The following is a 23,618-nucleotide window of genomic DNA, read 5'->3' as shown; positions in this document are numbered from 1 at the left end:
TATATGTGATAAAAATATTTTTTAAATAGGATAAGAAGGATAAATTAATGTTGATAACTTAGTCATTTTAATTTAAAAATATTTCAATACATTTGTATTAACAAGGCTTTATAGTCTATTGATTTATTAACAATAACGTTTTAGTATGCAACAAATTCCTAGTGTTGACTTACGTGATTTCCTGTCGGATGATCCGGCACGTAAACAAAAATTTGTAAATGAAATCGGAAAAGCCTACGAAGAAATCGGCTTCGTAGCATTAAAAGGTCATTTTTTAGATGACAAATTAGTGGAGGATTTATATAGTGAAGTTAGAAATTTCTTCAATTTACCTCTAGAAACAAAATCAAAGTATGAAGTTCCAGGTATTGGAGGACAAAGAGGTTATGTTTCCTTCGGAAAAGAGCATGCAAAAGGGCGTTCTGCTGGAGATTTAAAAGAGTTTTGGCATTTTGGTCAATATGTTTCAGAAGGTTCAAAATATGCTGGTGAATATCCCGATAATGTAACCGTAACTGAATTACCAAAATTTAATCCTGTAGGTAAAGAGGCCTATAAAATGCTTGAAAAAACTGGTGTTTATGTTTTAAGAGCATTAGCTCTTTACATTGGTTTAGATGAATTTTACTTTGACAAATACATTAAGGACGGTAACAGTATCTTAAGACCAATTCATTATCCACCTATAACAGATGAACCAAAAGATGGTGCAGTTAGAGCTGCAGCTCATGGTGACATCAATTTAATTACACTTTTAATGGGTGCGCAAGGTAAAGGTTTACAAGTACAAAATCATAATGGAGAATGGATTGATGCAATGGCTCAACCAGACGAATTAATGATTAATGTAGGTGACATGTTATCTCGTCATACTAATAACAAATTAAAATCTACAATTCATCAGGTTGTTAATCCACCAAGAGAATTATGGGGAAGTTCTAGATTTTCTATTCCTTTCTTTATGCATCCTGTAAGTGATATGAGTTTAAATTGTTTACCAGAATGTATTGATGAAAACAATCCAAAATTATATGATGATATAACCGCTGGAGAATTTTTACATGAAAGATTAGTGGAGCTTGGGTTAATCAAAAAATAAATTTCTTTTACCATTTAGATAATAAGGTTCATTAAGATATTTAAAACTTAATGAGCCTTATTTGCTTACTATTTTTAATTTAAAAAAAATGAGTTTAGAAGATCAATTAAAAAAATTATTTCCAGATCATGAAGTTTCAAACGAACCAGAAGTGACTGAGGAAAAAGATTATGAATTATTCGTTCAAAACGAACCTATGATCTGTAAATATGAAAAACGAAAAGGAAAACCAACAACTATTATTGCTGGGTATGAAGGTGGCGATGAAGACTTTAAACTATTAGCTAAAGAGATTAAAAATAAATTTGCTGTTGGTGGTAGCTTTAAAGATGGAGAAATAATAATCCAAGGTGATTATCGAGACAAAATTATGAAATTTCTACAAGATAAAGGTTTTAAAACAAAACGTGTAGGAGGCTAAAGAGTGTTCAGTTGGCAATATTCAGTTGTCAGTATTCAAAAACAAATTAAAGTATGAGCTTATTTTAAAAGCTCACAATCACATTATGATACAAAATTCAGAATTAATATTAAACCCTGATGGTAGCTTATACCATATTAATTTAAAACCAGAAAATATTGCTCAGGATATCATCTTTGTTGGTGATCAAGAAAGAGTTTCTAAAATTACTGACCGATTTGATTCTATCGAATTTACTACTCAAAAACGAGAGTTTAAAACACAAACTGGTAGTTATAAAGGAAAAAGACTAACGGTTATTTCAACAGGAATTGGACCAGATAATATTGATATTGTTTTAAATGAATTAGATGCATTAGTAAACATAGACTTAACAACCCGTAAGGCTAAAGAAAAATTAACTGCTTTAAATATTGTGAGAATAGGAACATCTGGTTCGTTACAAGAAGACATTCCTGTGGATAGTTTTGTAATGAGTGAATATGCAATTGGCTTAGATAATATGCTTCGCTCCTATTTAATTGATGATGTGTCTGAACATGATATTGAAGCTGCTTTTATTCAACAAACTGATTGGGATTTAAAAAAAGGACGTCCTTATGTAATTAAATGTAGTGAAAGTTTATCTAATAAAATTTTTAGTGATAAAATGCACAAAGGTTTTACTGGAACAGCTGGTGGTTTTTATGGTCCGCAAGGAAGAATTTTACGATTAGACATTCAAGATAAAGATTTAAACAACAAGATGGATAATTTCAATTTTAAAGGTACTCGCATGACCAATCTTGAAATGGAAACAGCTGCTATTTACGGTTTAGGAAAACTATTAGGTCATAATTGTTTGTCATTAAATGCAATTATTGCTAATAGAGCCACTGGAAATTTTAGTTCAAATCCATACCAAGTTGTAGAAGATTTGATTGATTATACTTTGGAAAAATTAATCCAATAGTATGAAATTTAGATTTGCCAGACATACAAATGATTTAGTTAGACTCAAAACCTTTTATACAAATATACTAGGCTTTGAACTTTTAGGAAGTTTTGAAAATCATGATAATTATAATGGTATTTTCATTGGTAAACCTAATCTAGATTGGCATTTAGAATTTACACAGTCAAATGAAAAGACAAACCACAATTTTGATGAAGATGATCTTTTAGTTTTTTATCCAGAAACTATTCAAGAATATGAACATCTAATTTCTAAAATAATTTTTGAAGACATTCCTTTCGCTACATCAAAAAACCCTTATTGGAATGAAAATGGGAAAATGATTTTAGATCCTGATGGCTATAGAATTATAATTTCTAATTTAAAAATTAAATGAATAATGTTTACACTTGAAACTGATCGTTTACTTCTTCGTCCACTTGAATATAACGATTCTGAAGGCATGTTTTTATTAGATAGCAACCCAAATGTTCATAAATATTTGGGAAATAATCCAGTAAAATCTATAGATGAAAGTGTCGCTTATATTGAAAATATTAGAAATCAATATCTAGCACATGGTATAGGACGATTTGCTGTAATTTTAAAAGAAACAAATGAATTTATTGGTTGGTGCGGATTGAAATTTATAACAGAAGAAGAAAACAATCATATTAATTTTTATGAAATAGGATATCGTTTCCGTGAAGAATTTTGGGGAAAAGGATTTGCTTATGAATCTGCAAAAACTTGGTATGATTATGCCTTTAATGAATTAAAAGTAGATGTGTTATATGCTTCTGCTCATATTGAAAATATAGGTTCTAGGAAAGTTCTTGAAAAAATAGGCCTAAATTTAAAAAACAAATATATTTGGAATAATAAAATTCCATGTGTTTGGTATACATCAAATTAATTTCATCATGCATTTAGAATTGGAAACAAAACGATTACTACTTCGACCATTAGAACTTTCTGATGCTGATGCTATGTTTACAATGGATGCAAATCCAAATGTGCATAAATATCTTTGGCAAAAACCAGCACAAAACATAGAAGAATCTATCAAAGTTATTGAGTACGTTCATCGTCAATATAAAGAAAATAATATTGGAAGATATGCTACTATTTTAAAAGAGACTGGAGAATTTATAGGTTGGACAGGCATAAAATTTGTAAACGATCTTGTGGAAAATGGAAATACGAACTTCTATGATTATGGTTATCGTTTAAGCGAATCTTTTTGGAATAAAGGATATGCAACAGAAGCAACTAAATTTTGGTTAGACTATGGTTTTAATCAAATGAATATAGAAAAAATGAATGCCTATACACATGCTGAAAATGGAGCATCTAATCATATTTTAGAAAAATGTGGAATGAAATTTATGGAAAAATATGTCGCAGAAGATGGAATTAATTGGAAATGGTGGCAAATGATTAATAATAAAAAGTAAGTATTTAAATAAAATGAAAACAATCAAGATAGCAGGTGTTCCAGAACATTTTAACTTACCATGGCATTTATGTATTGAAAATGGAGAATTTTCAACAGCAGGAATCAATCTTCAATGGACAGATGTTCCAGAGGGAACTGGTAAAATGTGTCAAATGTTACGTGAAGAAGAAACTGACATTGCAGTAGTTTTAACGGAAGGAATTGTAAAAGACATTATTGCTGGAAATAATTCTAAAATTGTTCAAGTTTATGTAAAAAGTCCGCTTATATGGGGAATTCATGTAGATGCCAATTCGCAATATAAAACCATAAACGATTTAAAAGGTACAAAAGCAGCAATTTCACGTTATGGTTCAGGTTCACATTTAATGAGCATCGTGAATGCAAAGAATAACAATTGGGACACACAAAATTTAGAATTTGAAATTGTTAACACTATTGATGGTGCAGTAGAAGCTCTAATTTCTCAAAAAGCGGATTATTTTATGTGGGAACGCTTTATGACAAAACCATTAGTAGATGATGGTACTTTTAGAAGAGTTGGAGATTGCCCTACTCCATGGTCATGTTTTGTTATTGCTGTTCGAAATGAAATTTTAGAAACACAACCTCATATTATAGAGCAAATTTTGGAAATCATTAACACTACAACAGAAGAATTTAAACATATACCAAGCATTGATCGAACTTTAGCTTCTAAATACAATCAAAAACTAGAAGACATTCAAGAATGGTTATCCTTAACACAGTGGTCACAACATCAATTGGATAAAAAAACACTAGATAAAATACAAAATCAGCTCTATACGTTAAATATTATTGAAAAAGTTGCTCCTTATGAAACGATAGTTAAATAATTACTTAATTTTATCGTTTTAAACTTGAATGATAATACTAAAAACCATTTCTTTCTCAAAAATTAAAGAAAAGCTTTCCTTACCAAAGCCTTGGGATACTATTATCATATTCATTCTAAATTTATTAATCGCTATTCCTGTATTCTTAATAGCTCATCAAAATTTAATTGAATTAAACTGGTTCTATAATTTAGACAGAATACTTCTTTTTATTCTAATTTTGGTTATCATTCAACTCATTTTAAGAACATTAAAAACAATTATAATAATCTGTATTTTCATTTATTTACTCATATTAATATACGGAACACTTTTTGGAAATTATGGCTTTAATCGTGTATTTGAAGATTACCGCTATATGATTTATGCCATGAGCGATAATCCTAAACCACAAGATTTAATTATTTCAAAATTACTTCCCTTTCCTAATAAATCTAAAATTATAGATGCAGTCGATTTTACAAATCCAAAAGTTAGAAATTTTGCACTCTATGCAACCACACAACATTTCAAGAATATAAAAGGGTATACCAAAAACAGAAAGTTAATACAATGTTTTGCAGTTTTTAAAGAAATTAAAGACAATTGGAATTATGTAAATGATCCAAAAGGAAGAGAATATATTGCCTATGCTTCTGAAAGTTTGCAACATTTTTCAGGAGATTGTGATGATCATGCAATTTTAATGTCAGCATCAATAAAAGCAATTGGTGGAACACCTAGAATTATACATACAGGTGGTCATTTATATCCAGAAATGCTTATAGGAGATAAAAATAATTTGGAAACAGCTATCTTTTTAATAAAAGAAGTTTTATTTAAAAATGAAGCTAAAAACCAACAAATTCATTATCATATTGATGAAAGAGGTCAAATTTGGTTAAACCTAGATTACACAGCCAATTATCCTGGTGGTCCATTTATGAAAGAAGAAATATTAGGAGCATTGACTTTTAATTAATTACCAATTTATCTCTTGTTTACCAATACTTTCCAAATACACATTTGCTTTACTAAAATGCTTATTGCCAAACCATTTTCCTTGATTAGCACTCATAGGTGACGGATGACCCGAAGTTAAAATTAAATGTTTCTTTTCATCAATAAATTTTGATTTCTTTTGAGCAAAAGCACCCCAAAGCAAGAAAACTAGATGTTCTTTTTCATTGGACAATAATTTAATTACAGCATCAGTAAATTGTTGCCATTTTAAATGTTTATGACTATTAGGCGTATCTTTTCTAACAGTTAATGTTGCGTTTAATAATAAAACGCCTTGCTTTGCCCAGCGTTCTAAATTACCAGAAGTAGGTTCAAGTATCCTATCAAAATCGGTATTAATTTCCCTGTAAATATTTCGCAAAGAAGGCGGAATTTTAATTGTATCATTTACTGAAAAAGCCAACCCATTTGCTTCACCTGTTCCATGATAAGGATCTTGTCCTAAGATTACAACTTTTGTGTTTTCAAAAGAACATTGGTTAAAAGCATTAAAAATTAATTCTTTTGGTGGATAACATTCGTAATTAGAATATTCGGTTTCAATATTTTGTAGCAAATCTTTAAAATAATCATTCTTCAACTCGTTTTGCAAGTGTATTTGCCAAGATTCTTCCATTTTTGAGAACATAACTTAAAATTTTATCAAAAATAGAAATTTATACTACAATAGAATGTAAATTTGCAAGTAAAAGCAAGAGAGAAGAATGATTTCAGTTACGAAAAAGACCTTACAAGATTTAGAATTTCATACTATTTTAGAAACCATATCCAATAAGTGTAATACCGAAATTGGCCAACAAAAAGCACAACAAATTGTTCCATTTACTAATAAAGAACAACTATTGTTAGAGCTTCATCAAACCTCAGAATATGTAGCTTCTTACTCCAATAATAATGCAATACCAAATCATGGTTTTGAATCAATTACAAAAGAGTTACAATTTTTAGGTATAGAAGATAGTTTTTTAGATACCAATAGTTTTAAGAAAATTGCACATGTTGCAGAAACAGCAAATACCCTTTTACATTTTCTAAAAAAGTTTCATGATTATTATCCAAAATTAAATCTAAAAGCCATAACTATAGAAAGTACTAAAGACATCAATAAATCAATTGAAACCGTTTTTGATAAATATGGAGAAATAAAAGATAGTGCTTCACCTGATTTAGTTAATATTCGCAGGAATATGCAATTAGTCCGTGGCAAAATTAATCAGAGTTTTGGAACAGCACTTTCACAATACAATTCCTCAGGATATTTAGATGATATTCGAGAATCGGTTGTTGAAAATCGTAGAGTTTTAGCTGTTTTAGCTATGCATCGAAAAAAAGTAAAAGGTTCCGTTTTAGGAAGTTCAAAAACAGGAAGTATTGTCTATATTGAACCCGAAGCTACTTTGCGTTATTCAAGAGAACTAGGTGAATTAGAACAAGATGAAAGAGAAGAAATTATTCGTATTTTAAAACAATTAACTAATGTCATTCGTCCCTATAAAAACTTATTGGCTGAGTACCAAAATTTTTTAGCCGATATCGATCTAATTTCGGCAAAAGCCAAATATGCCAATGCAATTAATGGTATTTTACCCACAATTACAGAAGAAAAGCATTTGTATTTTAGAGATGCCTTCCATCCTATTTTATATTTAAATAATAAAGCAAGAAACGAAGTAGTTCATCCACAAACCATTGAATTAGATAATGAGAGTAGGATTATCGTGATTTCTGGACCTAACGCAGGTGGAAAAACCATTTCGCTAAAGACAATAGGCTTATTACAATTAATGCTTCAGTCTGGAATCTTAATTCCTGTCCATGAGCGTAGTGAAACTTTTTTATTTGATAGAATTCTAACCGACATTGGTGACAATCAATCCATTGAAAATCATTTAAGTACATATAGTTACCGATTAAAGAACATGAATTACTTTTTAAAGAAATGCAATTCAAAAACTTTATTCTTAATTGACGAATTTGGAACAGGTTCTGATCCAGAATTAGGTGGTGCATTAGCAGAAATTTTTCTAGAAGAATTTTATGCTAGAGAAGCCTTTGGAATTATTACAACTCATTACACCAATTTGAAAATATTGGCAAACGAATTACCTTGTGCAATTAATGCTAATATGCTATTTGACGAAAAAACATTAGAACCATTATACAAATTACACCTTGGACAAGCAGGAAGTTCATTTACTTTTGAAGTAGCTCAAAAAAACGGAATTCCTTTTGGTCTAATTAATCGTGCCAAAAAGAAAATTGAAAGAAGTAAAGTGCGCTTTGATAAAACAATTGCTACATTACAAAAAGAACGTTCTAAATTAGAGAAAACCTCTCAAACTTTAAAAGAAGAAGAATCTAAAGCTAGAGATGAAAGCAAAAAAATGGAGAGCATTAATGCCAAAATTCAAGATAAATTGGAAAGATATCAAGAATTGTATGATGCAAACCAACGGCTTATATATTTAGGGCAAAGACTGGATGATATTTCTGAAAAATATTTTAATAATAAAGATAAGAAAACTTTAATTGGTGATTTTTTAAAAATGGTTGAAATTGAAAATTCAAAGCGAAAAAAAGTTACCAAAAAAGAAAAAATAGCTAAAGAAAAAATTGAAAAACAAATCATCGAAGAAGTAAAAGAAAAAGTAGAAGAAATTAGAATTGAAAAAAAAGAAAAGAAGATAAAAGCACAAAAAATAGAACATGAAAGACCTAAAGTAATTTTAAAAGTTGGTGATAGAGTGAGAATGAATGATGGAAAAGCCATTGGAACTATTGACAAAATAGAAAAAAATAAAGCTACGGTAAATTATGGTATTTTTACTTCTAAAGTTAGTATTGACCAATTGGAGTACATACAACCAGTATAAATTTAGAAATTTAACGCAAAAGATGGAAATTGAAAATTTACCAAAAGATAAAAAAATAATTCTTTTTGATGGAATTTGCAATTTATGTGAATCATCAATTCAGTTCATAATAAAGCGAGATAAAAAAGATACGTTTAGATATGTAGCCATACAATCTGAAATAGGCCAAAAAATCATAAAGTATATTGGTATTGATACTTCAAAAACTGATTCTATTATCTTGTACCTTCCTGGAAGAGCTTATTATTATAAAGCAGAAGCAGCATTATTAATTGCAAAAGAGTTATCAGGAATTTATTCTCTTTTAAGTTATTTAAGTTTTATTCCAAATAATTTAAAAAATCTAATTTATGACTATATCGCAAAAAATCGTTACAAATGGTATGGAAAAAAGGAATCGTGTATGATCCCCACACCAGAATTAAAAGCCAAGTTTTTATAAAAAAAAAACGCTCAATCATAAAAAATTGAGCGTTTACTATATTAAAATTTTATAAAAATTAATTTTTAATAATCTTCTTATCTAAAATTCCTTCTGAAGTTTTAATCTTTAGAAAATAAATCCCCGAATTTAAATCAGAAATATTAAAATCATAATTCATAACTGAATTTGTAGTAGTTTCTTTGATTACTCTTCCGTTAATATCTGTTAAAGAAATATTTTCAAAAGCCACATTATCACTATTTATAGAAATAATATCATTTACTGGATTAGGATAAATATTAAACTTAGATGCTAAAAATGAATCAGATTTCAATGTTGCAGCTGTAATTTTAAAATCATCAACCATTAACATATATGCATCTGAAGTTTCACATTTAATACCAATCCTAATACTTTGCCCATCATAAGCAGATAATGAAGTTGTATATTCAGACCAATTTAAATAGGGAGCAGTTAGAAAAGATCCCCCTGAAATAATTGTAAAATCTGCTGACTGAGTCGGAACACCTGTACCTACATAAACTCCAATTCTATATCTCTCTAGACCATAGGTATCAGATAAAGATTTCACCCAAACACTTAATGCACTTCCTCCTGCACCTGATAAATTTATTACGGGACTTATAAGCCAATCTTCATTTGCTGTTGCTATTTGCCCATTTGATGAAGGAACTCCAGCCCATGCAGCTGCATATTTTAGTCCTGTTCTAGGATCAAAATTAGCATTTTCAGTTGCTCCATTTACACCATCAACTGCATTAGCTACTCCTGCCGTTGAAGGATTAAATATTTGAAATGCCATTGGTGCTCCAGCATTAGCCCACGTAACAGGATCAGCTCCACCTGTATAAGTATTTAATAAATCTAAATCGAGAACTTCCCATGTATTAGTTCCATCAGTAATACCAGAAATAACAAAATCTGGGTACGTTTCAAAACTATCTTCATAAATAGTTACTTGAGAAAAAATTAAGGAAGAAGAAAATGTAAGTAAATAAAGTAATTTTTTTTTCATGACTGTTTAATTAATTTTATTAAATATTGTAAAAACTAGCACAAATTACAAAAAAAAAAAATTAACACTAATTGTAGTGTCAAATTTTAACTAATTTTTAAAATAAAATATTAAAATCTAAGGTATAATTAATAAAAAAAGCACCAAGTAGTCATTGGTGCTTTTAATTATTGAAAAAATAAATTGTCTACTGTCTTATTGTTTTATAATTTTTTTATCCAAAATTCCTTCAGAAGTTTTAATCTTCAAGAAATAAATACCAGAATTTAAATCAGAAACATTCAGATTTGCTTCGGTAACAGTATTATAAGTAAACGTTTTTACGGTTCTACCATTAACATCTGTTATTAAAATAGTATCAAAAGTAACTTCATTACCACTAGAAATTGATACTATATTATTCACAGGATTTGGATAGACTTTAAAAGATTTAGTATCAAAAGTAGAAGTACTTAGAACAGTAGTTATTTCTACATCATCTATCGCTAATCTGTATTGATCTGCCAAGGAAAAACAATTAAATCCTAAATAATAATCTCCAGAAGTTACAGGAGTAAAACTTAAATCGGCCTGCGTCCATACTTGAAGTGTTACACTATTGTATGTTTGCAACGTATTAGTTTGTGCAACAACTGTTTTATCTGTTCCCATAGTTACTTTAAAATTTTCTGGATAAACAGTACCGTCAGCTATTCTATATTTAAATTTTATAGAATAATTTGTACCTGCAGTTAAATTTAAGCGTCTTGAAAACAGCCATGCATTTGCTGCATTAGTAGAGTTGTAATTATAACCTGCATAAGATGTCCCTTCAGCAGCGGTAGGAATGGGAGCACCCTGAGCATAAATTGACCAATTATTTCCAGTACCCGCATTTAATAAACTCCAATCATCATTTGTTTCAAACCCATAATTGTATGGAGGTGTAACAGCAGAAAAAGCAGATGTTGTGAAATTATAAGGTCCAGCCCAAATACTCTCGTTAGGAGAAATACATGTTTTTTTAATGTAATAACTATAATTTGTTGCAGAATTTAACATTGTCAAATTATAAGGACTGGAAACAGAATTAACTATTGTACCAGTACCTAATGTAAAACCTTGAACTCCATATTGTATTGAAAAATCAGATCCCAATCCTGTCCATGAAATAGATGCACTATTGTCGGTAATTAAAGATGTAGTAACTCCATTTGGAGAAGCACAAACAACATCTTTACCTAAGAATGTTTGTGGTCTCCAATTTGAATTGGTCATTGTAGTGGGAATAGCAGTTGTACTTTGAGCACTTTTCAAACCATTTGCCAAAGTAGTACTACACCAAGCTAAATTAGGTGTTGTTGCTAAAGTTCCTGATGCATTTTGATACTCAAAAGCCACATAGAGAGCTCCTCCTGTGTATGTAAATGGTGACCCACCAGAATATTGATGATATACTTCGCCTGCAGTAGCAGGAATAGTAAAAGTTGCATTACTAACTGTTGTCATTCCTGTAATTGCTGTTGCCCATGTTGTCGATTTCAAATTTGTAGCATCCGTAGTATTTTGCATATAAACAATAAAGTTTCCTGTAGTTGCAATATTTTGTGCCAAAGAATAATTAAAACCAATTGAATTTATAATATCTCCATTTACTAAACCTGAAGCTAAAACTTCCGCAGCTGTTATGAGATAAACTGTCCTTGCATATCTTTGGGAACCTTGAGGTGCTCTAGAATTTCCAGAAGTAGAACCATTGTTAACAAGAGCTTGAAAATACTGGGTCTCTTGAGATTGGCTAAAAAAACTAACCAACATAAGTAATAAAAGTAATGTTTTTTTCATAATTTATAAATTATTAATTTTCAAGTAAATATATACGAAAAAACATTACAAAATCCTCATAAAAAAGAGTTGTAGGCGATTTATTAAAAACTCAGGAAAGTGTCTAAAAAAAATATTTTATCGCATTTTATATACAAAAAACGTTAAAAACATACTAACTATTCAAAAAAAGTGTTTTTATTAAATGGAGTTTAACTTTTTGTGTGCAATAAATAATAATCTGCAATTACTAAAGCAGTCATTGCTTCAACAATAGGAACAGCTCTTGGAACTACACAAGGGTCGTGTCTACCTTTGCCTTGTAAATTTATAATTTTACCCTCTTTAGTTAAGACATCTTGTTTTTGTATCAAAGTGGCTACGGGCTTAAAGGCTACTTTAAAGTATATATCCATCCCATTGCTTATTCCTCCTTGAATTCCACCAGAAAGATTCGTTTTTGTAGTACCATCTTCATTAAACAAATCATTATGTTCACTTCCTTTCATTTTTGCACCTTCAAATCCGCTACCAAATTCAAAACCTTTAACGGCATTTATAGAAAGCATAGCTTTTCCTAATTCGGCATGTAATTTATCAAAAACTGGTTCTCCTAAACCAATAGGTACATTTTGAACAACACATGTTATAACTCCACCAACTGTATCTCCTTGTTTTTTTATTTCTTTAATATAATTTTCCATTTTTAAAGCCATATCCATATCTGGACATCTTACAGCATTGTTTTCGATTTTTGAAAAATCTAATTCAGAGTAAAGCTTGTTGATTGTAATTTCTCCTACTGATGAAACATAAGCGTGAATTTTTATATTAGGAATCACTTGTTTTGCAATTGCTCCAGCCACAACTCTACTGGCTGTTTCTCTTGCAGAACTTCTACCTCCTCCTCTATAATCTCTTATCCCATACTTTTTATCATATACATAATCAGCATGACTTGGTCTATAAGTATCCTTAATGTCAGAATAATCGTGAGATTTTTGATTTGTATTAGGTATAATAAAACCTATGGGTGTTCCTGTTGTTTTACCTTCAAAAATACCAGACAAAAATTGTACTTCATCTTCTTCTTTTCTTTGGGTAACTATAGAAGATTGTCCAGGTTTTCTCCTTTGCATTTCATTTCTGATAGCATCAAAATCTAATGTTATTCCTGCAGGACAACCATCAATAATTCCTCCTAAAGCTTCTCCATGTGATTCACCAAAAGTCATTAGTGAAAAATTTTTTCCAAATGAATTTCCTGCCATAATGTATGTTTTGAATAATTACAAATTTATATATTATTTACTAGTTTTTGTAAACTATTACTTAACTTTTAAATCAATTTTAAAAAAACTAATTTTAATTATATAGTCACTTAAACATTAATTCCTTAAATTATACTATATTTGTTAAAATTTGGTTAATTAAACTATATGAAAAAAATTGCAACACTTTTTTTGGTTACTCTTTTTTTAATTTCATGTTCTAATGATTCTTCAACAGAGGAAGTGCAAGCTGAACCATTTTCTATTCCTTTTAAGACAGACAATTATTGGACCTATGATGTAAATGATAATTCTATGAACTCTTTTAGAGATTCATTATATGTAGGAAATGATACCATAATTAATTCTAAGACTTACAAGAAAATGAAAGTTAAAGATAATATTGCTTTTGGTTTTTTTTCTAGTTCATTACGAAATAATGGAGTTAGAGTTAGCGGAAATAAATTATTTCTTTCAGGAGATCTGTCTTTAAATACTGGACAAAATTCTCCAATAAATTTAGATTTAACGCTAGACGATTTTATAGTTTTTGATGCTGATGCTCCGCAAGGTGAAAATCCTTCTACCAGAACTGGAACTATCCAAGAAGTAATTAATGGTTATCCTTTATTGATAAATTACACCTTAAAATCTGTTGGAGGCCAGCATTTTGCAAATTATACTTCACCAAACGGGGATGAATATTCTAATGTAAAATCTGGAAAAATTATTCTAAGTGCATCAATTTCTACTACACAAGTAATTTCTGGATTTCCTATTACTATACAAGTATTACCACAACAAGATGTTTTAGTTTCAGAACAATTTGTTGCAGAAAATATTGGTGTTGTTCATACAAATACTGTAACGAGTTACACTCTTAATTCATCTTTACCATCAGAAATAGTAGACCAACTAGGAATTCCTTCTACTAACACCATAACTCAAAATGAATTTCTAGATGTTTATCTAGTGAATTAATATTATATTGTAATTTTATAACTTCTTTTTATAATTTTATAAATAATATTTCGTTTTAAGTTCTAAATTTGTATTCAACAATTAAAATAAATTTATAAAAATGAAAAAATTATTTTTGACAGCTTTTATGCTAATTGGTTTAGCATTTAACACCCAAGCACAAGACATATCTAAAAATGCATTAGGACTAAGATTAGGTGATAATGATGGCTTTGGTGGAGAAATTTCTTATCAAAGAGGTTTATCAGACAATAACCGTTTAGAGTTTGATTTAGGTTGGAGAAATAGTAATCATATTGATGCCATTAAACTTGTAGGTTTATACCAATGGGTATGGAACATTGATAACGGCTTCAATTGGTATGCTGGTGTAGGAGCTGGTGTAGGATCTTGGAGTGTTGATGAAAAATATTATGGTAACGACGCTAATGGTTCTTATATATTAGCTGCTGGTGATATTGGTATTGAATATTTATTTGATTTCCCATTACAATTATCATTAGATTTTAGACCAGAAATATATTTTGGAGGTGATTATGCAGATTATAGAGATGGTTTTGGTCCAGATATCGCTCTTGGTATAAGATATAGATTTTAATAAAATTAAAATCTAAAAAAGGGAACTTAATAAGTTCCCTTTTTTTATTTAATACTATATTTTTTTGCTTTTGGAATAATTGCAACACAATATGGATTTGTTAATGCCATTGTTACATTTTCACCTTTAGAAGGAGTAACAGTATTAGAATAAATGACAAGTTCATCATTTAACTTTTCAATTTTTTCTATTTCAATTTTATATCCTCCTGTGTTTTTTTGACCTAGATGCAAAAATAATATTGCATTTGTTTTAAAATCAACTTCATTTATGTTAGAAATTTCTTCATTTAAGATATTAAGTTTATCTATTTCTCTATTTAAATCTGTGCTATTTTCTACAATTAAATGAGTAAATTCATCATATCCTCCATATGAAGATGAATAAATAATTTGAAATTGTGTGCGTTCTTTCAATTGATTTTCAGTTATTTCATTTTTTTTAATTGAAGATTCATTTTGCTTTGTTGAACAACATGAAATAGTCAAAAAGAATAGAACACTAATATATATTATTTTCATTTTGCATAGGATTTTATTACCTCTTCATACACTGTTTCGTAAAGAGGGAGTATATTTTTTATATCAAATTCAGAAGCTTCTTTTAAAGCATTCAGCTTAAATTGATTTAAAATCTTATCATCTTTCAAAATTGAAATTGCATTTTTACTCATATCTTCAATATCACCAACATTGCTAAGATAACCTGTAACTCCATTGACATTTACTTCTGGTAAACCACCTGAATTACTCGAAATTACAGGAACACCACAAGCCATAGCTTCTAAAGCTGCTAACCCAAAACTTTCAGTTTCAGAAGGAAGCAAAAATAAATCTGTAAAACATAAAATTTTATCAATTTCATTACTATTACCGAAGAAAATAACTTTACTTTGAATTCCTAATTCCTGACATAAAGTTTCTGCTTTTTCTTTTTCTGGTCCATCTCCAACCATCATTAATTTTGCAGGAATTTCTTTTTGTATTTCATAAAATATTTTAACAACATCATCTATTCGTTTCACTTTTCTGAAATTAGAAATATGCGTAACCACTTTTTCATCTTTGGTTGCCATAAGTGAACGATGACAAGGATCATTAACGTCTAGTCTTTCTTTATTTATTTCAATAAAGTTAGGAATAACTTTAATATCTTTTTTTATATCAAATAACCTATAAGTATCTTCTTTTAAGCTTTTTGAAACACTTGTTACAACGTCAGATTTATTAATACTAAAACTAACAGCTGGTTTATAAAAAGGATGATTCCCTACAAGGGTAATATCTGTACCATGTAATGTAGTTACCATTGGAATTTGTATTCCTTCTTCTTCTAGCATTTTTTTAGCCATATAACCTGCATAAGCATGAGGAATTGCATAATGTACATGAAGAACTTCTATACCATACAATTTTACCATATCGACTAACTTACTTGACAAAGCTAATTCATAAGGCTGGTAATGAAATAAAGGATATTCTGGTACATGAACTTCGTGGTAAAAAATATTCTGACTTAAAAGGGCTAAACGAACTGGTTGACTGTAAGTTATAAAATGTACTTCATGCCCTTTTCTTGCTAATTCAAGACCCAATTCTGTTGCAACAACACCACTACCTCCAAAGGTAGGATAACAAACTATAGCTATTTTCATTAATTCTATTTAAGAACATAAAAGTACCATAATTTTATTACTCCAATTTTTAAATATTCGTTAAATTATTTTTTAAATGTATTTTCATAAGTGGAAATCCATTGTTCAACTGTTATTTTTGTAACCAATTCACCAATTAAATCGTAAGGAATATCTTCTTCTTTTTTAAATCGCATACAACTTTTGCCTATATCAAGTTTTTTTGGAAACAATTTAGTGTATTCAGTAATAAACCAATTATACAGTTCTTTATCTGCATAAATTCCCATATGATAAAAATTGATACTGTTTTTTTGAGAAGCAAAACCCATAAAAGGCAATGGCAATTTTGAATCACAATGATACCCAGACGGATAAATATCATGAGGGACAACATAACCTATCATTCCATAACCCATTCCTTCTTTAAATCCTTTTGGAAGGTTTTTTAAAATAACTGCTCTTAATTTTAATAATGGTTGTTTTCTTTCTTCAGGAACTTCATTCAAATATTCTTCTGGAGTTGTTGCTTGAGATGTCATATTAATCAGTTATAGATTCGTAAATTACTTTTTGAATATTTTCTCTTATGCTTTCTTTAGATAGGAAATTTGTTTTTGCCTCTGGATAAGTTCTATTAGATAAAAATATATAAACTATTTCACTTTCTGGGTCAGACCAAGCCATTGTTCCAGTAAAACCAGTATGTCCAAAACTTGTCATTGAGACACAACCACATGTTGGTCCAGCTTCTCCTAATTGAGGCTTATCAAATCCTAAACCTCTTCTATTTTTATCTTTACAATAATAACAAGTATTAAAAGCATTAAATGTTTTCTCTGAAAAAAATTGATTATTATCATACTTTCCTTTTTGAAGATACATCTGCATCATCTTTGCAACATCTAAAGCATTGGAAAACAAACCCGCATGACCACTAACACCACCTTGCATAGCAGCTCCCATATCATGAACATAACCTTGAATGGTTTGGTATCTATAATAATTATCTATTTCTGTTGGTATTATTTGATCTTTATTAAATTTATTCAAAGGATTATATGTCATTGTAGTTAAACCCATTTTTGAATAAAAATTTGTAGAAGCTAATTGGTCTAATTTTTCTCCCGTAGATTTTTCTAAATACTCTTTCATTAAAATAAAAGAAAAATCGCTGTATTTGTATTTTACTTTAGGTAATAAATCACTTTCTGCAATTCTTTTTATAATCGTATCATTATAACCTTTTGCCAAATATAAATCTTCAGAAACTTTAATTGGAAAATCTTCTGAGTATTTCTTTCTATAATATTTTTTATTTGGTTTACCCAATGAATCTAAGGTTTCTTTATAAAAAGGAATCCATGCTTGAAAACGAGCTTGATGAGTTAACATATCCAATAAAGTTGCATTTTCTTTGTTAGTACCTTTAAAAACAGGCAGCATTACACTTAATTTTGTTTTTAAGTTAATTTTACCTTTATCATATTCAACCATTAAGTTGGGCAAAGTAGACAAGATTTTTGTTAAAGAAGCAACATCATATAAGTCGGTATTCTTTACAGGCATATCGTTTTCATAAGTATGATACCCAAAAGATTTATCATAAACTACTTTTCCCCTTCTCGCAACTATTATTTGTGCACCTGGTGTCATTTTATTAGTTATTGCAAAATTTGCAATTGAATCTATTTTAGCTAATATTTTTGAATTTAACCCTACATTTTCTGGAGCTCCAAAACCTAAAATATTTAATGCTTTAGTATTTAAACCATCGTTGATATAAAAATCTTTATTTATGGAAACAGGTAATTTCCCTTTTGTTCCAACGGCACCAAAAATTGCTTCGGCAGCAACTGTATTTGAAAAATTATTATTCTGATAAGCTAAAATGAAACCATCAAAATTATCAAAATTATTTATTTTTAATAAAGAATAAGGTTTTGTAAAGAACGTTACTATTACTTTGTTATCCTTGGCTATTTTACTTAAAATATTTAATTCACTTACATCTAAATCATGATTCTTCCAAGCACCATCTTGTTTATGATAACCTATAATAACAGTAGTATATTTTTTTAATTCTTCTAAAGCATCATCTAATTTATTTATATTGATTTCATCAATTTTGGCATATTTTTTCAACTCATTTAAAAAAAATGTTGAATCATCGTCTCCTATTTTTACATAGGCAATTCTTTCATTTTCTAAATTTTGAATTGGAAGAACATTATGATTGTTTTTAAGAGTTGTAAGAGCACTTTCATACAACGAATAATTCATTGCATCGTACTTAGATTGATTTAAATCTTCGTATAAATTAATAATTTCAATTGGTTTATAATTATTTAAACCAGCAATATATTTGTATTTCAATATTTTTTTTACTGAATAAGCCAAACGTTCTTCTGTAATTTTACCAGATTTAAAAGCTTCATCAAATTTTTGAATAGCAATTGGAACATTTTCTGCAAATAATAATATGTCATTTCCCGCTAAAAAAGCTTCTAAATCTATATCACCTGGTTGCTTGAAATTACTAGCTCCTTTCATGTTTAGAGCATCTGTAAAAATCAGACCTTTAAATTTTAATTCGTCTTTTAAAATATTAGTTACTACATTATAAGAAATGGAAGTTGGGTAACCTTTTCGAGATTCTATACTTGGTACATCTAAATGAGCCACCATAATACTTGCTAAATCACTCTTTATCAACTCTCTGTAAGGATATAATTCGATAGAATCTAATCTTTTTTTAGAAAATTTAACTACTGGTAAGGTATGATGAGAATCTGATTCTGTGTCACCATGACCTGGAAAATGTTTGGCTGTAGCAAAAACACCTTCACTTTGTAAACCATCCATTAATGCTATAGCTGCATTAGTTACATTAATTTTATCTTCCCCAAAGGAACGATTTCCAATAATAGGATTATTAGGATTTGTATTGATATCTACAACTGGTGCAAAATTGAAATGAATCCCCAACCGTTTTGATTGTTCTCCCATTTGTTTACCCATCTTCTCAATTAAAGTATAATCTTGAATAGCTCCTAAAGTCATATTCCAAGGATATCTATAAGTAGAATCTAATCGCATACTCAATCCCCATTCTGCATCTATTCCTATAAATAAAGGAATTTTTGACTTTGATTGATAACGATTTGTTAATTGTGCTTGTCTTACTGGACCACCTTGAAAGAAAATTAAACCTCCTACATTATATTTTTCTACTAACTCGTCTACATTTGAATAATGAGATTCATTTTTATTTGAATATGCGGCTACCATAAATAATTGACCAACTTTTTCTTCAAAACTCAATTGATTATACACGCTGTCAACCCATTTTTTTTGAGATAAATTTGATTGTTTTTGAGCATAAATAATCGGTGAAATAAATAGAAAAAAAAGTATATATCGCATTGGAATAATATTAATAAAAAAAACATCATTAAAATTGGTCTAATGATGTTTTCAAATATAGTAAAAAAATATTTTAAAAAAATCTATTGTGCCAACTATCGCTAGCTGGAACCATCCAAAAATCTTGCCATTCTTCAATTGTATTCACAAGATTATTAAAAACAATTGTATTTGCTGAAACAGCTTTTTCTTTAGCCATTTTTTTAAACTCAATTAATGTTTTATGAGCAATATGTTCACCCAATTTAAAGGTAACATTCATTTTATCCAGTAAATCTACTTCATATTTTTGCTCTAAATTTTGAATAAACTGAACAGATGCATCAATTGAACACCCTGTAGCCGATTGAACATCTTGATTAACAGCTATAATAATAAAACGATTATATTCTATTTTAAAAGAAGCTTCTAAACTTTGTCCATGAGCTGACCAATTTTCAACAAAACTTTTGGTTGCTATCTCAATTTCAGCTACTTCACTATCAGTTAATTTTCTATTAGATTGGTAAATCCAAATTCTTGAATGAGAAGGTAATGTGTCAAATGGTACGTACATTATTTTTGTATAATATTTGTTATTATTTTTGTAGCAACAAAACTATTTGATTTACTATCAAATAGTTTAGCTTCATAATAAGTTACTTTTACCTCTTGATTATTTTTTAATAACTTGTCAGTAATTAAATATGCATTTTCAAAGTAATCAAGTAAAATTAATTTAGTTGTTTTACCAGTTGGTTCTTTAATAATTACATTAAAAAATGTTTCTGCTTTAGTTCCATTGAAAATACCTTCGATTGTTAAATCATTAGAAACCGTCTCATCGTTTTTATAGCCTTCTCCTAATTTTAAAATCATATCAGGACAAAAACTAAGCATTTTTAAAGCAATTTCTTCACCAAATTTTTCCATTTGAGCATTATTCTCAAAATCTAATTTTTCATTTTCAGCAAATTCATTTATATGCTTATTATATGATTCAAGCATACATAGTCCAAAATTCAATTCTAAATCTGAACTATCCATTTCATCTAAATCTAACTTTGTAGTACATTCACAAGTTTCCTTTGCTATTTTATCTTTAACATCTTGAGAAAAAGTAGTAGCTGAAATAAAAAATAAAAACAAAATATATTTTTTCATATTATAAATCTTGAGCGTTAGCAATTAATTCTGCTATATCCATAACTTTTACAGAATTTTCTTTTTCTTTAAATTTAATTCCATCAGTCAACATTGTATTGCAAAATGGGCAACCAGCAGCAATAATTTCAGGAGTTGTGTCTAAAGCATCCTCTGTTCGTTCTACATTAATATCTTTAGTGCCTTTTTCAGGTTCTTTAAACATTTGAGCTCCACCAGCACCACAACAAAGTCCGTTTGCTCTGGAACGCTTCATTTCAACTAATTCTGCATCTAATTTTTGAATCAAATCTCTAGGAGCTTCATATACTTGATTTGCTCTACCTAAATAACAAGGATCATGGAACGTAATTCTTTTTCCTTTGAATTGACCTCCTTCAATTGTTAAACGACCATCATCTAATAATGATTTCAAAAATTGTGTATGATGTACAACTTCATATTTACCTCCTAATTCTGGATATTCATTTTTAAGAGTATTGAAACAATGTGGACATGCAGTTACAATTTTTTTTATTTCATAAGCATTCATAACTTCAATGTTAGTCATAGCTTGCATTTGAAATAAAAATTCATTTCCAGAACGTTTAGCAGGATCACCCGTACAACTTTCTTCTGTTCCTAAAACGGCAAAAGAAATAGTAGCTCTGTTTAAAATTTTCACAAAAGCTTTTGTTATTTTTTTTGCTCTATCATCAAAACTACCCGCACAACCAACCCAAAATAAAACTTCAGGTTGTTTTCCCTCAGCCATCATTTCAGCCATTGTTGGCACTACTATATTATTATCTGACATATTAAAATATGATTTTTAGATTATGTAATAAAATCACTAATCTGATTTTCAATTATTTATTCGTGATGTTCATCATCAAAAACTTGAATGGTAACTTCTTTTTCTACTAAATCAGTAAATTTTCCTCTATATCGAGTTGCTTTAACTAAGTGATTATCAATCCAATGGTAATTTCCTCCTCTTGGTTTTCCCATTAGCATACCATGGTATTTAAATCCATGTTTTTTTAACCATTCTTCGGTAACTTCTCTATGAGCTTCTGTTCTAGAAGTAAAAAAGAAAATAACATGTCCTTCATCATACCATTTATTCAATGTTACTAAAGCATCTGGATATACTTCTGCTGTAGCCATTCTTTCTGGTTCTTCATTTGGAATATCATCACAAATTGTACCATCGATATCAATTAAATAATTTTTAATTCCTTCTGGTAAAATTGGACTTAAATGCTCACCATTAACTGTAAGTGCTTGTAATTTTCCGTCAATTTCTTCTCTGTTCATGCTGTAATCTTTTTACTAGTTTTCGTTTTTCCAATTTAATCTATCCATTTGATTATATTGCCATGGAGCACCGTTATTTTCAATATTAGTCATCATATTATTTAGTTCCATTGGTGCTGCACTTTGTTCCATAACTAAATAACGTCTCATATCCATAATGATTGATAATGGATTAATGTTTACTGGACATTCTTCTACACATGCATTACATGAAGTACAAGCCCAAAGTTCTTCTGGAGTAATATAATCATTTAATAATGCCTTTCCATCTTCTACAAAAACACCTTTGTTAGCATCAATATTCTTACCAACCTCTTCTAATCTATCTCTTGTATCCATCATAATCTTTCTTGGAGATAATTTTTTACCCGTTTGATTTGCAGGACACGAAGAAGTACATCTACCACATTCTGTACATGTATAAGCATTTAACAATTGAACCCAATCTAAATCTTGCACATCAGAAGCACCGAATTTAGATGGAACTGCATCAGGGTTTGCAGGAGCAGCAAAAGGATCGGCAGATGGATCCATCATTAATTTAACTTCATTGGTTACACTTTCTAAATTATCAAATTGTCCCTGAGGATTTAAATTTGCAAAATAAGTATTTGGAAAAGCCAATAGAATATGTAAGTGTTTTGAAAAATATAAATAATTTAGAAAGACTAAAATTCCACAAATATGTAACCACCAAGCGGTTCTTTCAATCATAAAAACTACACTGCTATCCATTCCATCAAAAATAGGAGCAATAAATTGTGAAATGGGGAAACTTCCAGCTTGATTATAATGAGAAAAACCTCCTGGAACATACTGTAAGTGAAAATCAGCAGCATTCATTATTAGAAACAATGACATTAAAACCATCTCAAAATAAAGAATATAATTAGCATCATTTTTTGGAAATCCTTGCATTTCTGGTTTCCAAAAGCGTTGTAATTTTGTAATATTTCTTCTAATCCAAAAAACAATAACAGCAATTAAAACCAATAAGGCTAAAACTTCAAAAGAGCCAATTAAAAAGTTGTAAAAACCACCTAAAAAGGAAAATACCCTATGAGTACCAAACAACCCATCTATTATTATTTCTAAAACTTCAATATTAATAATTATAAACCCTACATAAACAATAATATGAAGAAAACCAGCAATAGGTCTTTTTACCATTTTTGATTGTCCCAAAGCTATCATAGCCATATTTTTCCATCTAGCTGAAGGATTATCTTTTCGATTTACATCTTGACCCAATTTAATATTACGGAGTAATTTTTGTACATTTCTAGCAAAATATCCAATTCCGATAATTAATACTATTGCAAATAATATATTAGGTAAAATATTCATAAGGGTTCGTCT

General features: G+C 29.1%; 25 protein-coding genes. 12 read left to right on the top strand and 13 right to left on the bottom strand.

Features of this window, described 5'->3' with window-relative positions:
- Positions 1-145 precede the first annotated feature (145 nt).
- From ACULEV_RS07065 to ACULEV_RS07030, 8 genes are all read left to right on the top strand, one after another.
- Positions 146-1,099: an isopenicillin N synthase family dioxygenase gene (locus ACULEV_RS07065; RefSeq protein WP_445457969.1), complete on the top strand. Its 954-nt coding sequence runs from the start codon at positions 146-148 to the stop codon at positions 1,097-1,099.
- 88 nt (positions 1,100-1,187) lie between these two features.
- Entirely contained in the window at positions 1,188-1,520 is a 333-nt protein-coding gene (locus ACULEV_RS07060; protein ID WP_445457968.1) for a translation initiation factor, read from the top strand.
- Between the two features lie 85 nt (positions 1,521-1,605).
- Positions 1,606-2,472 carry a nucleoside phosphorylase gene (locus ACULEV_RS07055; protein WP_445457967.1) on the top strand — a complete coding sequence of 289 codons (867 nt, stop codon included), beginning with the start codon at positions 1,606-1,608 and terminating at the stop codon, positions 2,470-2,472.
- A gap of 1 nt (position 2,473) precedes the next feature.
- The gene (locus tag ACULEV_RS07050) at positions 2,474-2,851 is read left to right on the top strand and encodes a VOC family protein (protein ID WP_445457966.1); all 378 of its coding nucleotides are present in this window, start codon (positions 2,474-2,476) and stop codon (positions 2,849-2,851) included.
- A gap of 3 nt (positions 2,852-2,854) precedes the next feature.
- Positions 2,855-3,370, top strand: coding sequence for a GNAT family N-acetyltransferase (locus ACULEV_RS07045; RefSeq protein ID WP_445457965.1), 516 nt, complete (start codon positions 2,855-2,857; stop codon positions 3,368-3,370).
- Between the two features lie 7 nt (positions 3,371-3,377).
- Positions 3,378-3,911: a GNAT family N-acetyltransferase gene (locus ACULEV_RS07040; RefSeq protein ID WP_445457964.1), complete on the top strand. Its 534-nt coding sequence runs from the start codon at positions 3,378-3,380 to the stop codon at positions 3,909-3,911.
- 13 nt (positions 3,912-3,924) lie between these two features.
- Positions 3,925-4,770, top strand: a complete 846-nt coding sequence (locus tag ACULEV_RS07035; protein ID WP_445457963.1) for a substrate-binding domain-containing protein — start codon at positions 3,925-3,927, stop codon at positions 4,768-4,770.
- 28 nt (positions 4,771-4,798) lie between these two features.
- Entirely contained in the window at positions 4,799-5,731 is a 933-nt protein-coding gene (locus tag ACULEV_RS07030) for a transglutaminase (protein ID WP_445457962.1), read from the top strand.
- Here the strand turns inward: ACULEV_RS07030 and ACULEV_RS07025 are convergent, their stop codons facing one another.
- Positions 5,732-6,400 (bottom strand): uracil-DNA glycosylase, encoded by a 669-nt coding sequence (locus ACULEV_RS07025; RefSeq protein ID WP_445457961.1) that lies wholly within the window; start codon positions 6,398-6,400, stop codon positions 5,732-5,734.
- 76 nt (positions 6,401-6,476) lie between these two features.
- Here ACULEV_RS07025 and ACULEV_RS07020 point away from each other — a divergent pair, with 76 nt between their 5' ends.
- Complete coding sequence (locus ACULEV_RS07020; RefSeq protein ID WP_445457960.1) at positions 6,477-8,645, top strand: endonuclease MutS2; 2,169 nt, start codon at positions 6,477-6,479, stop codon at positions 8,643-8,645.
- Positions 8,646-8,673: 28 nt separating this feature from the next.
- Complete coding sequence (locus ACULEV_RS07015; RefSeq protein WP_445458528.1) at positions 8,674-9,087, top strand: thiol-disulfide oxidoreductase DCC family protein; 414 nt, start codon at positions 8,674-8,676, stop codon at positions 9,085-9,087.
- 58 nt (positions 9,088-9,145) lie between these two features.
- Here the strand turns inward: ACULEV_RS07015 and ACULEV_RS07010 are convergent, their stop codons facing one another.
- The 3 genes from ACULEV_RS07010 to aroC form a co-directional block, all read right to left on the bottom strand.
- Entirely contained in the window at positions 9,146-10,105 is a 960-nt protein-coding gene (locus tag ACULEV_RS07010; RefSeq protein WP_445457959.1) for a T9SS type A sorting domain-containing protein, read from the bottom strand.
- 195 nt (positions 10,106-10,300) lie between these two features.
- Positions 10,301-11,929 carry a choice-of-anchor J domain-containing protein gene (locus ACULEV_RS07005; protein WP_445457958.1) on the bottom strand — a complete coding sequence of 543 codons (1,629 nt, stop codon included), beginning with the start codon at positions 11,927-11,929 and terminating at the stop codon, positions 10,301-10,303.
- 191 nt (positions 11,930-12,120) lie between these two features.
- On the bottom strand, positions 12,121-13,179 hold the full coding sequence (gene aroC, locus ACULEV_RS07000; RefSeq protein ID WP_445457957.1) for a chorismate synthase: 1,059 nt from the start codon (positions 13,177-13,179) through the stop codon (positions 12,121-12,123).
- A gap of 168 nt (positions 13,180-13,347) precedes the next feature.
- On the opposite strand from aroC, the gene ACULEV_RS06995 reads away from it, so the two are divergent.
- Together ACULEV_RS06995 and ACULEV_RS06990 are read left to right on the top strand one after the other, a co-directional pair.
- Positions 13,348-14,160 (top strand): hypothetical protein, encoded by an 813-nt coding sequence (locus ACULEV_RS06995; RefSeq protein WP_445457956.1) that lies wholly within the window; start codon positions 13,348-13,350, stop codon positions 14,158-14,160.
- A 100-nt stretch (positions 14,161-14,260) separates the two neighbouring features.
- Complete coding sequence (locus ACULEV_RS06990; protein WP_445457955.1) at positions 14,261-14,758, top strand: hypothetical protein; 498 nt, start codon at positions 14,261-14,263, stop codon at positions 14,756-14,758.
- 44 nt (positions 14,759-14,802) lie between these two features.
- Here ACULEV_RS06990 and ACULEV_RS06985 read toward each other — a convergent pair whose 3' ends face one another.
- From ACULEV_RS06985 to ACULEV_RS06945, 9 genes are all read right to left on the bottom strand, one after another.
- Positions 14,803-15,279 (bottom strand): protease complex subunit PrcB family protein, encoded by a 477-nt coding sequence (locus ACULEV_RS06985; protein ID WP_445457954.1) that lies wholly within the window; start codon positions 15,277-15,279, stop codon positions 14,803-14,805.
- On the bottom strand, positions 15,276-16,412 hold the full coding sequence (gene bshA, locus ACULEV_RS06980; RefSeq protein ID WP_445457953.1) for an N-acetyl-alpha-D-glucosaminyl L-malate synthase BshA: 1,137 nt from the start codon (positions 16,410-16,412) through the stop codon (positions 15,276-15,278). The genes ACULEV_RS06985 and bshA overlap by 4 nt, the downstream gene beginning before the upstream one ends.
- Before the next feature lie 65 nt (positions 16,413-16,477).
- Complete coding sequence (locus ACULEV_RS06975; protein ID WP_445457952.1) at positions 16,478-16,933, bottom strand: DUF1801 domain-containing protein; 456 nt, start codon at positions 16,931-16,933, stop codon at positions 16,478-16,480.
- A gap of 1 nt (position 16,934) precedes the next feature.
- Positions 16,935-19,817 carry a glycoside hydrolase family 3 N-terminal domain-containing protein gene (locus tag ACULEV_RS06970; RefSeq protein ID WP_445457951.1) on the bottom strand — a complete coding sequence of 961 codons (2,883 nt, stop codon included), beginning with the start codon at positions 19,815-19,817 and terminating at the stop codon, positions 16,935-16,937.
- A gap of 73 nt (positions 19,818-19,890) precedes the next feature.
- Entirely contained in the window at positions 19,891-20,373 is a 483-nt protein-coding gene (locus ACULEV_RS06965; protein WP_445457950.1) for an ABC transporter ATPase, read from the bottom strand.
- A complete protein-coding gene (locus tag ACULEV_RS06960; RefSeq protein WP_445457949.1) occupies positions 20,373-20,960 on the bottom strand; it encodes a hypothetical protein in 588 nt (195 codons plus the stop codon). The genes ACULEV_RS06965 and ACULEV_RS06960 overlap by 1 nt, the downstream gene beginning before the upstream one ends.
- A 1-nt stretch (position 20,961) precedes the next feature.
- Entirely contained in the window at positions 20,962-21,756 is a 795-nt protein-coding gene (locus ACULEV_RS06955) for a (Fe-S)-binding protein (protein WP_445457948.1), read from the bottom strand.
- 56 nt (positions 21,757-21,812) lie between these two features.
- The gene (locus tag ACULEV_RS06950; protein ID WP_445457947.1) at positions 21,813-22,259 is read right to left on the bottom strand and encodes an LNS2 domain-containing protein; all 447 of its coding nucleotides are present in this window, start codon (positions 22,257-22,259) and stop codon (positions 21,813-21,815) included.
- Positions 22,260-22,274: 15 nt separating this feature from the next.
- Positions 22,275-23,606 (bottom strand): 4Fe-4S dicluster domain-containing protein, encoded by a 1,332-nt coding sequence (locus tag ACULEV_RS06945; RefSeq protein WP_445457946.1) that lies wholly within the window; start codon positions 23,604-23,606, stop codon positions 22,275-22,277.
- Positions 23,607-23,618 lie beyond the last annotated feature (12 nt).

Source organism: Flavobacterium sp. HNIBRBA15423 (genome assembly GCF_052655965.1).
The sequence above is the reverse complement of the archived record's forward strand: the minus strand, read 5'-3'. Positions and strand labels throughout refer to the sequence as shown.

Bases quoted from the DNA above. Each gene is read 5' to 3' on its own strand.
- ACULEV_RS07065 (WP_445457969.1), top strand. From the start codon at position 146: ATGCAACAAATTCCTAGTGTTGACTTACGTGATTTCCTGTCGGATGAT.
- ACULEV_RS07060 (WP_445457968.1), top strand. From the start codon at position 1,188: ATGAGTTTAGAAGATCAATTAAAAAAATTATTTCCAGATCATGAAGTT.
- ACULEV_RS07055 (WP_445457967.1), top strand. From the start codon at position 1,606: ATGATACAAAATTCAGAATTAATATTAAACCCTGATGGTAGCTTATAC.
- ACULEV_RS07050 (WP_445457966.1), top strand. From the start codon at position 2,474: ATGAAATTTAGATTTGCCAGACATACAAATGATTTAGTTAGACTCAAA.
- ACULEV_RS07045 (WP_445457965.1), top strand. From the start codon at position 2,855: ATGTTTACACTTGAAACTGATCGTTTACTTCTTCGTCCACTTGAATAT.
- ACULEV_RS07040 (WP_445457964.1), top strand. From the start codon at position 3,378: ATGCATTTAGAATTGGAAACAAAACGATTACTACTTCGACCATTAGAA.
- ACULEV_RS07035 (WP_445457963.1), top strand. From the start codon at position 3,925: ATGAAAACAATCAAGATAGCAGGTGTTCCAGAACATTTTAACTTACCA.
- ACULEV_RS07030 (WP_445457962.1), top strand. From the start codon at position 4,799: ATGATAATACTAAAAACCATTTCTTTCTCAAAAATTAAAGAAAAGCTT.
- ACULEV_RS07025 (WP_445457961.1), bottom strand. From the start codon at position 6,400: ATGTTCTCAAAAATGGAAGAATCTTGGCAAATACACTTGCAAAACGAG.
- ACULEV_RS07020 (WP_445457960.1), top strand. From the start codon at position 6,477: ATGATTTCAGTTACGAAAAAGACCTTACAAGATTTAGAATTTCATACT.
- ACULEV_RS07010 (WP_445457959.1), bottom strand. From the start codon at position 10,105: ATGAAAAAAAAATTACTTTATTTACTTACATTTTCTTCTTCCTTAATT.
- ACULEV_RS07005 (WP_445457958.1), bottom strand. From the start codon at position 11,929: ATGAAAAAAACATTACTTTTATTACTTATGTTGGTTAGTTTTTTTAGC.
- aroC (WP_445457957.1), bottom strand. From the start codon at position 13,179: ATGGCAGGAAATTCATTTGGAAAAAATTTTTCACTAATGACTTTTGGT.
- ACULEV_RS06995 (WP_445457956.1), top strand. From the start codon at position 13,348: ATGAAAAAAATTGCAACACTTTTTTTGGTTACTCTTTTTTTAATTTCA.
- ACULEV_RS06990 (WP_445457955.1), top strand. From the start codon at position 14,261: ATGAAAAAATTATTTTTGACAGCTTTTATGCTAATTGGTTTAGCATTT.
- ACULEV_RS06985 (WP_445457954.1), bottom strand. From the start codon at position 15,279: ATGAAAATAATATATATTAGTGTTCTATTCTTTTTGACTATTTCATGT.
- bshA (WP_445457953.1), bottom strand. From the start codon at position 16,412: ATGAAAATAGCTATAGTTTGTTATCCTACCTTTGGAGGTAGTGGTGTT.
- ACULEV_RS06975 (WP_445457952.1), bottom strand. From the start codon at position 16,933: ATGACATCTCAAGCAACAACTCCAGAAGAATATTTGAATGAAGTTCCT.
- ACULEV_RS06970 (WP_445457951.1), bottom strand. From the start codon at position 19,817: ATGCGATATATACTTTTTTTTCTATTTATTTCACCGATTATTTATGCT.
- ACULEV_RS06965 (WP_445457950.1), bottom strand. From the start codon at position 20,373: ATGTACGTACCATTTGACACATTACCTTCTCATTCAAGAATTTGGATT.
- ACULEV_RS06960 (WP_445457949.1), bottom strand. From the start codon at position 20,960: ATGAAAAAATATATTTTGTTTTTATTTTTTATTTCAGCTACTACTTTT.
- ACULEV_RS06955 (WP_445457948.1), bottom strand. From the start codon at position 21,756: ATGTCAGATAATAATATAGTAGTGCCAACAATGGCTGAAATGATGGCT.
- ACULEV_RS06950 (WP_445457947.1), bottom strand. From the start codon at position 22,259: ATGAACAGAGAAGAAATTGACGGAAAATTACAAGCACTTACAGTTAAT.
- ACULEV_RS06945 (WP_445457946.1), bottom strand. From the start codon at position 23,606: ATGAATATTTTACCTAATATATTATTTGCAATAGTATTAATTATCGGA.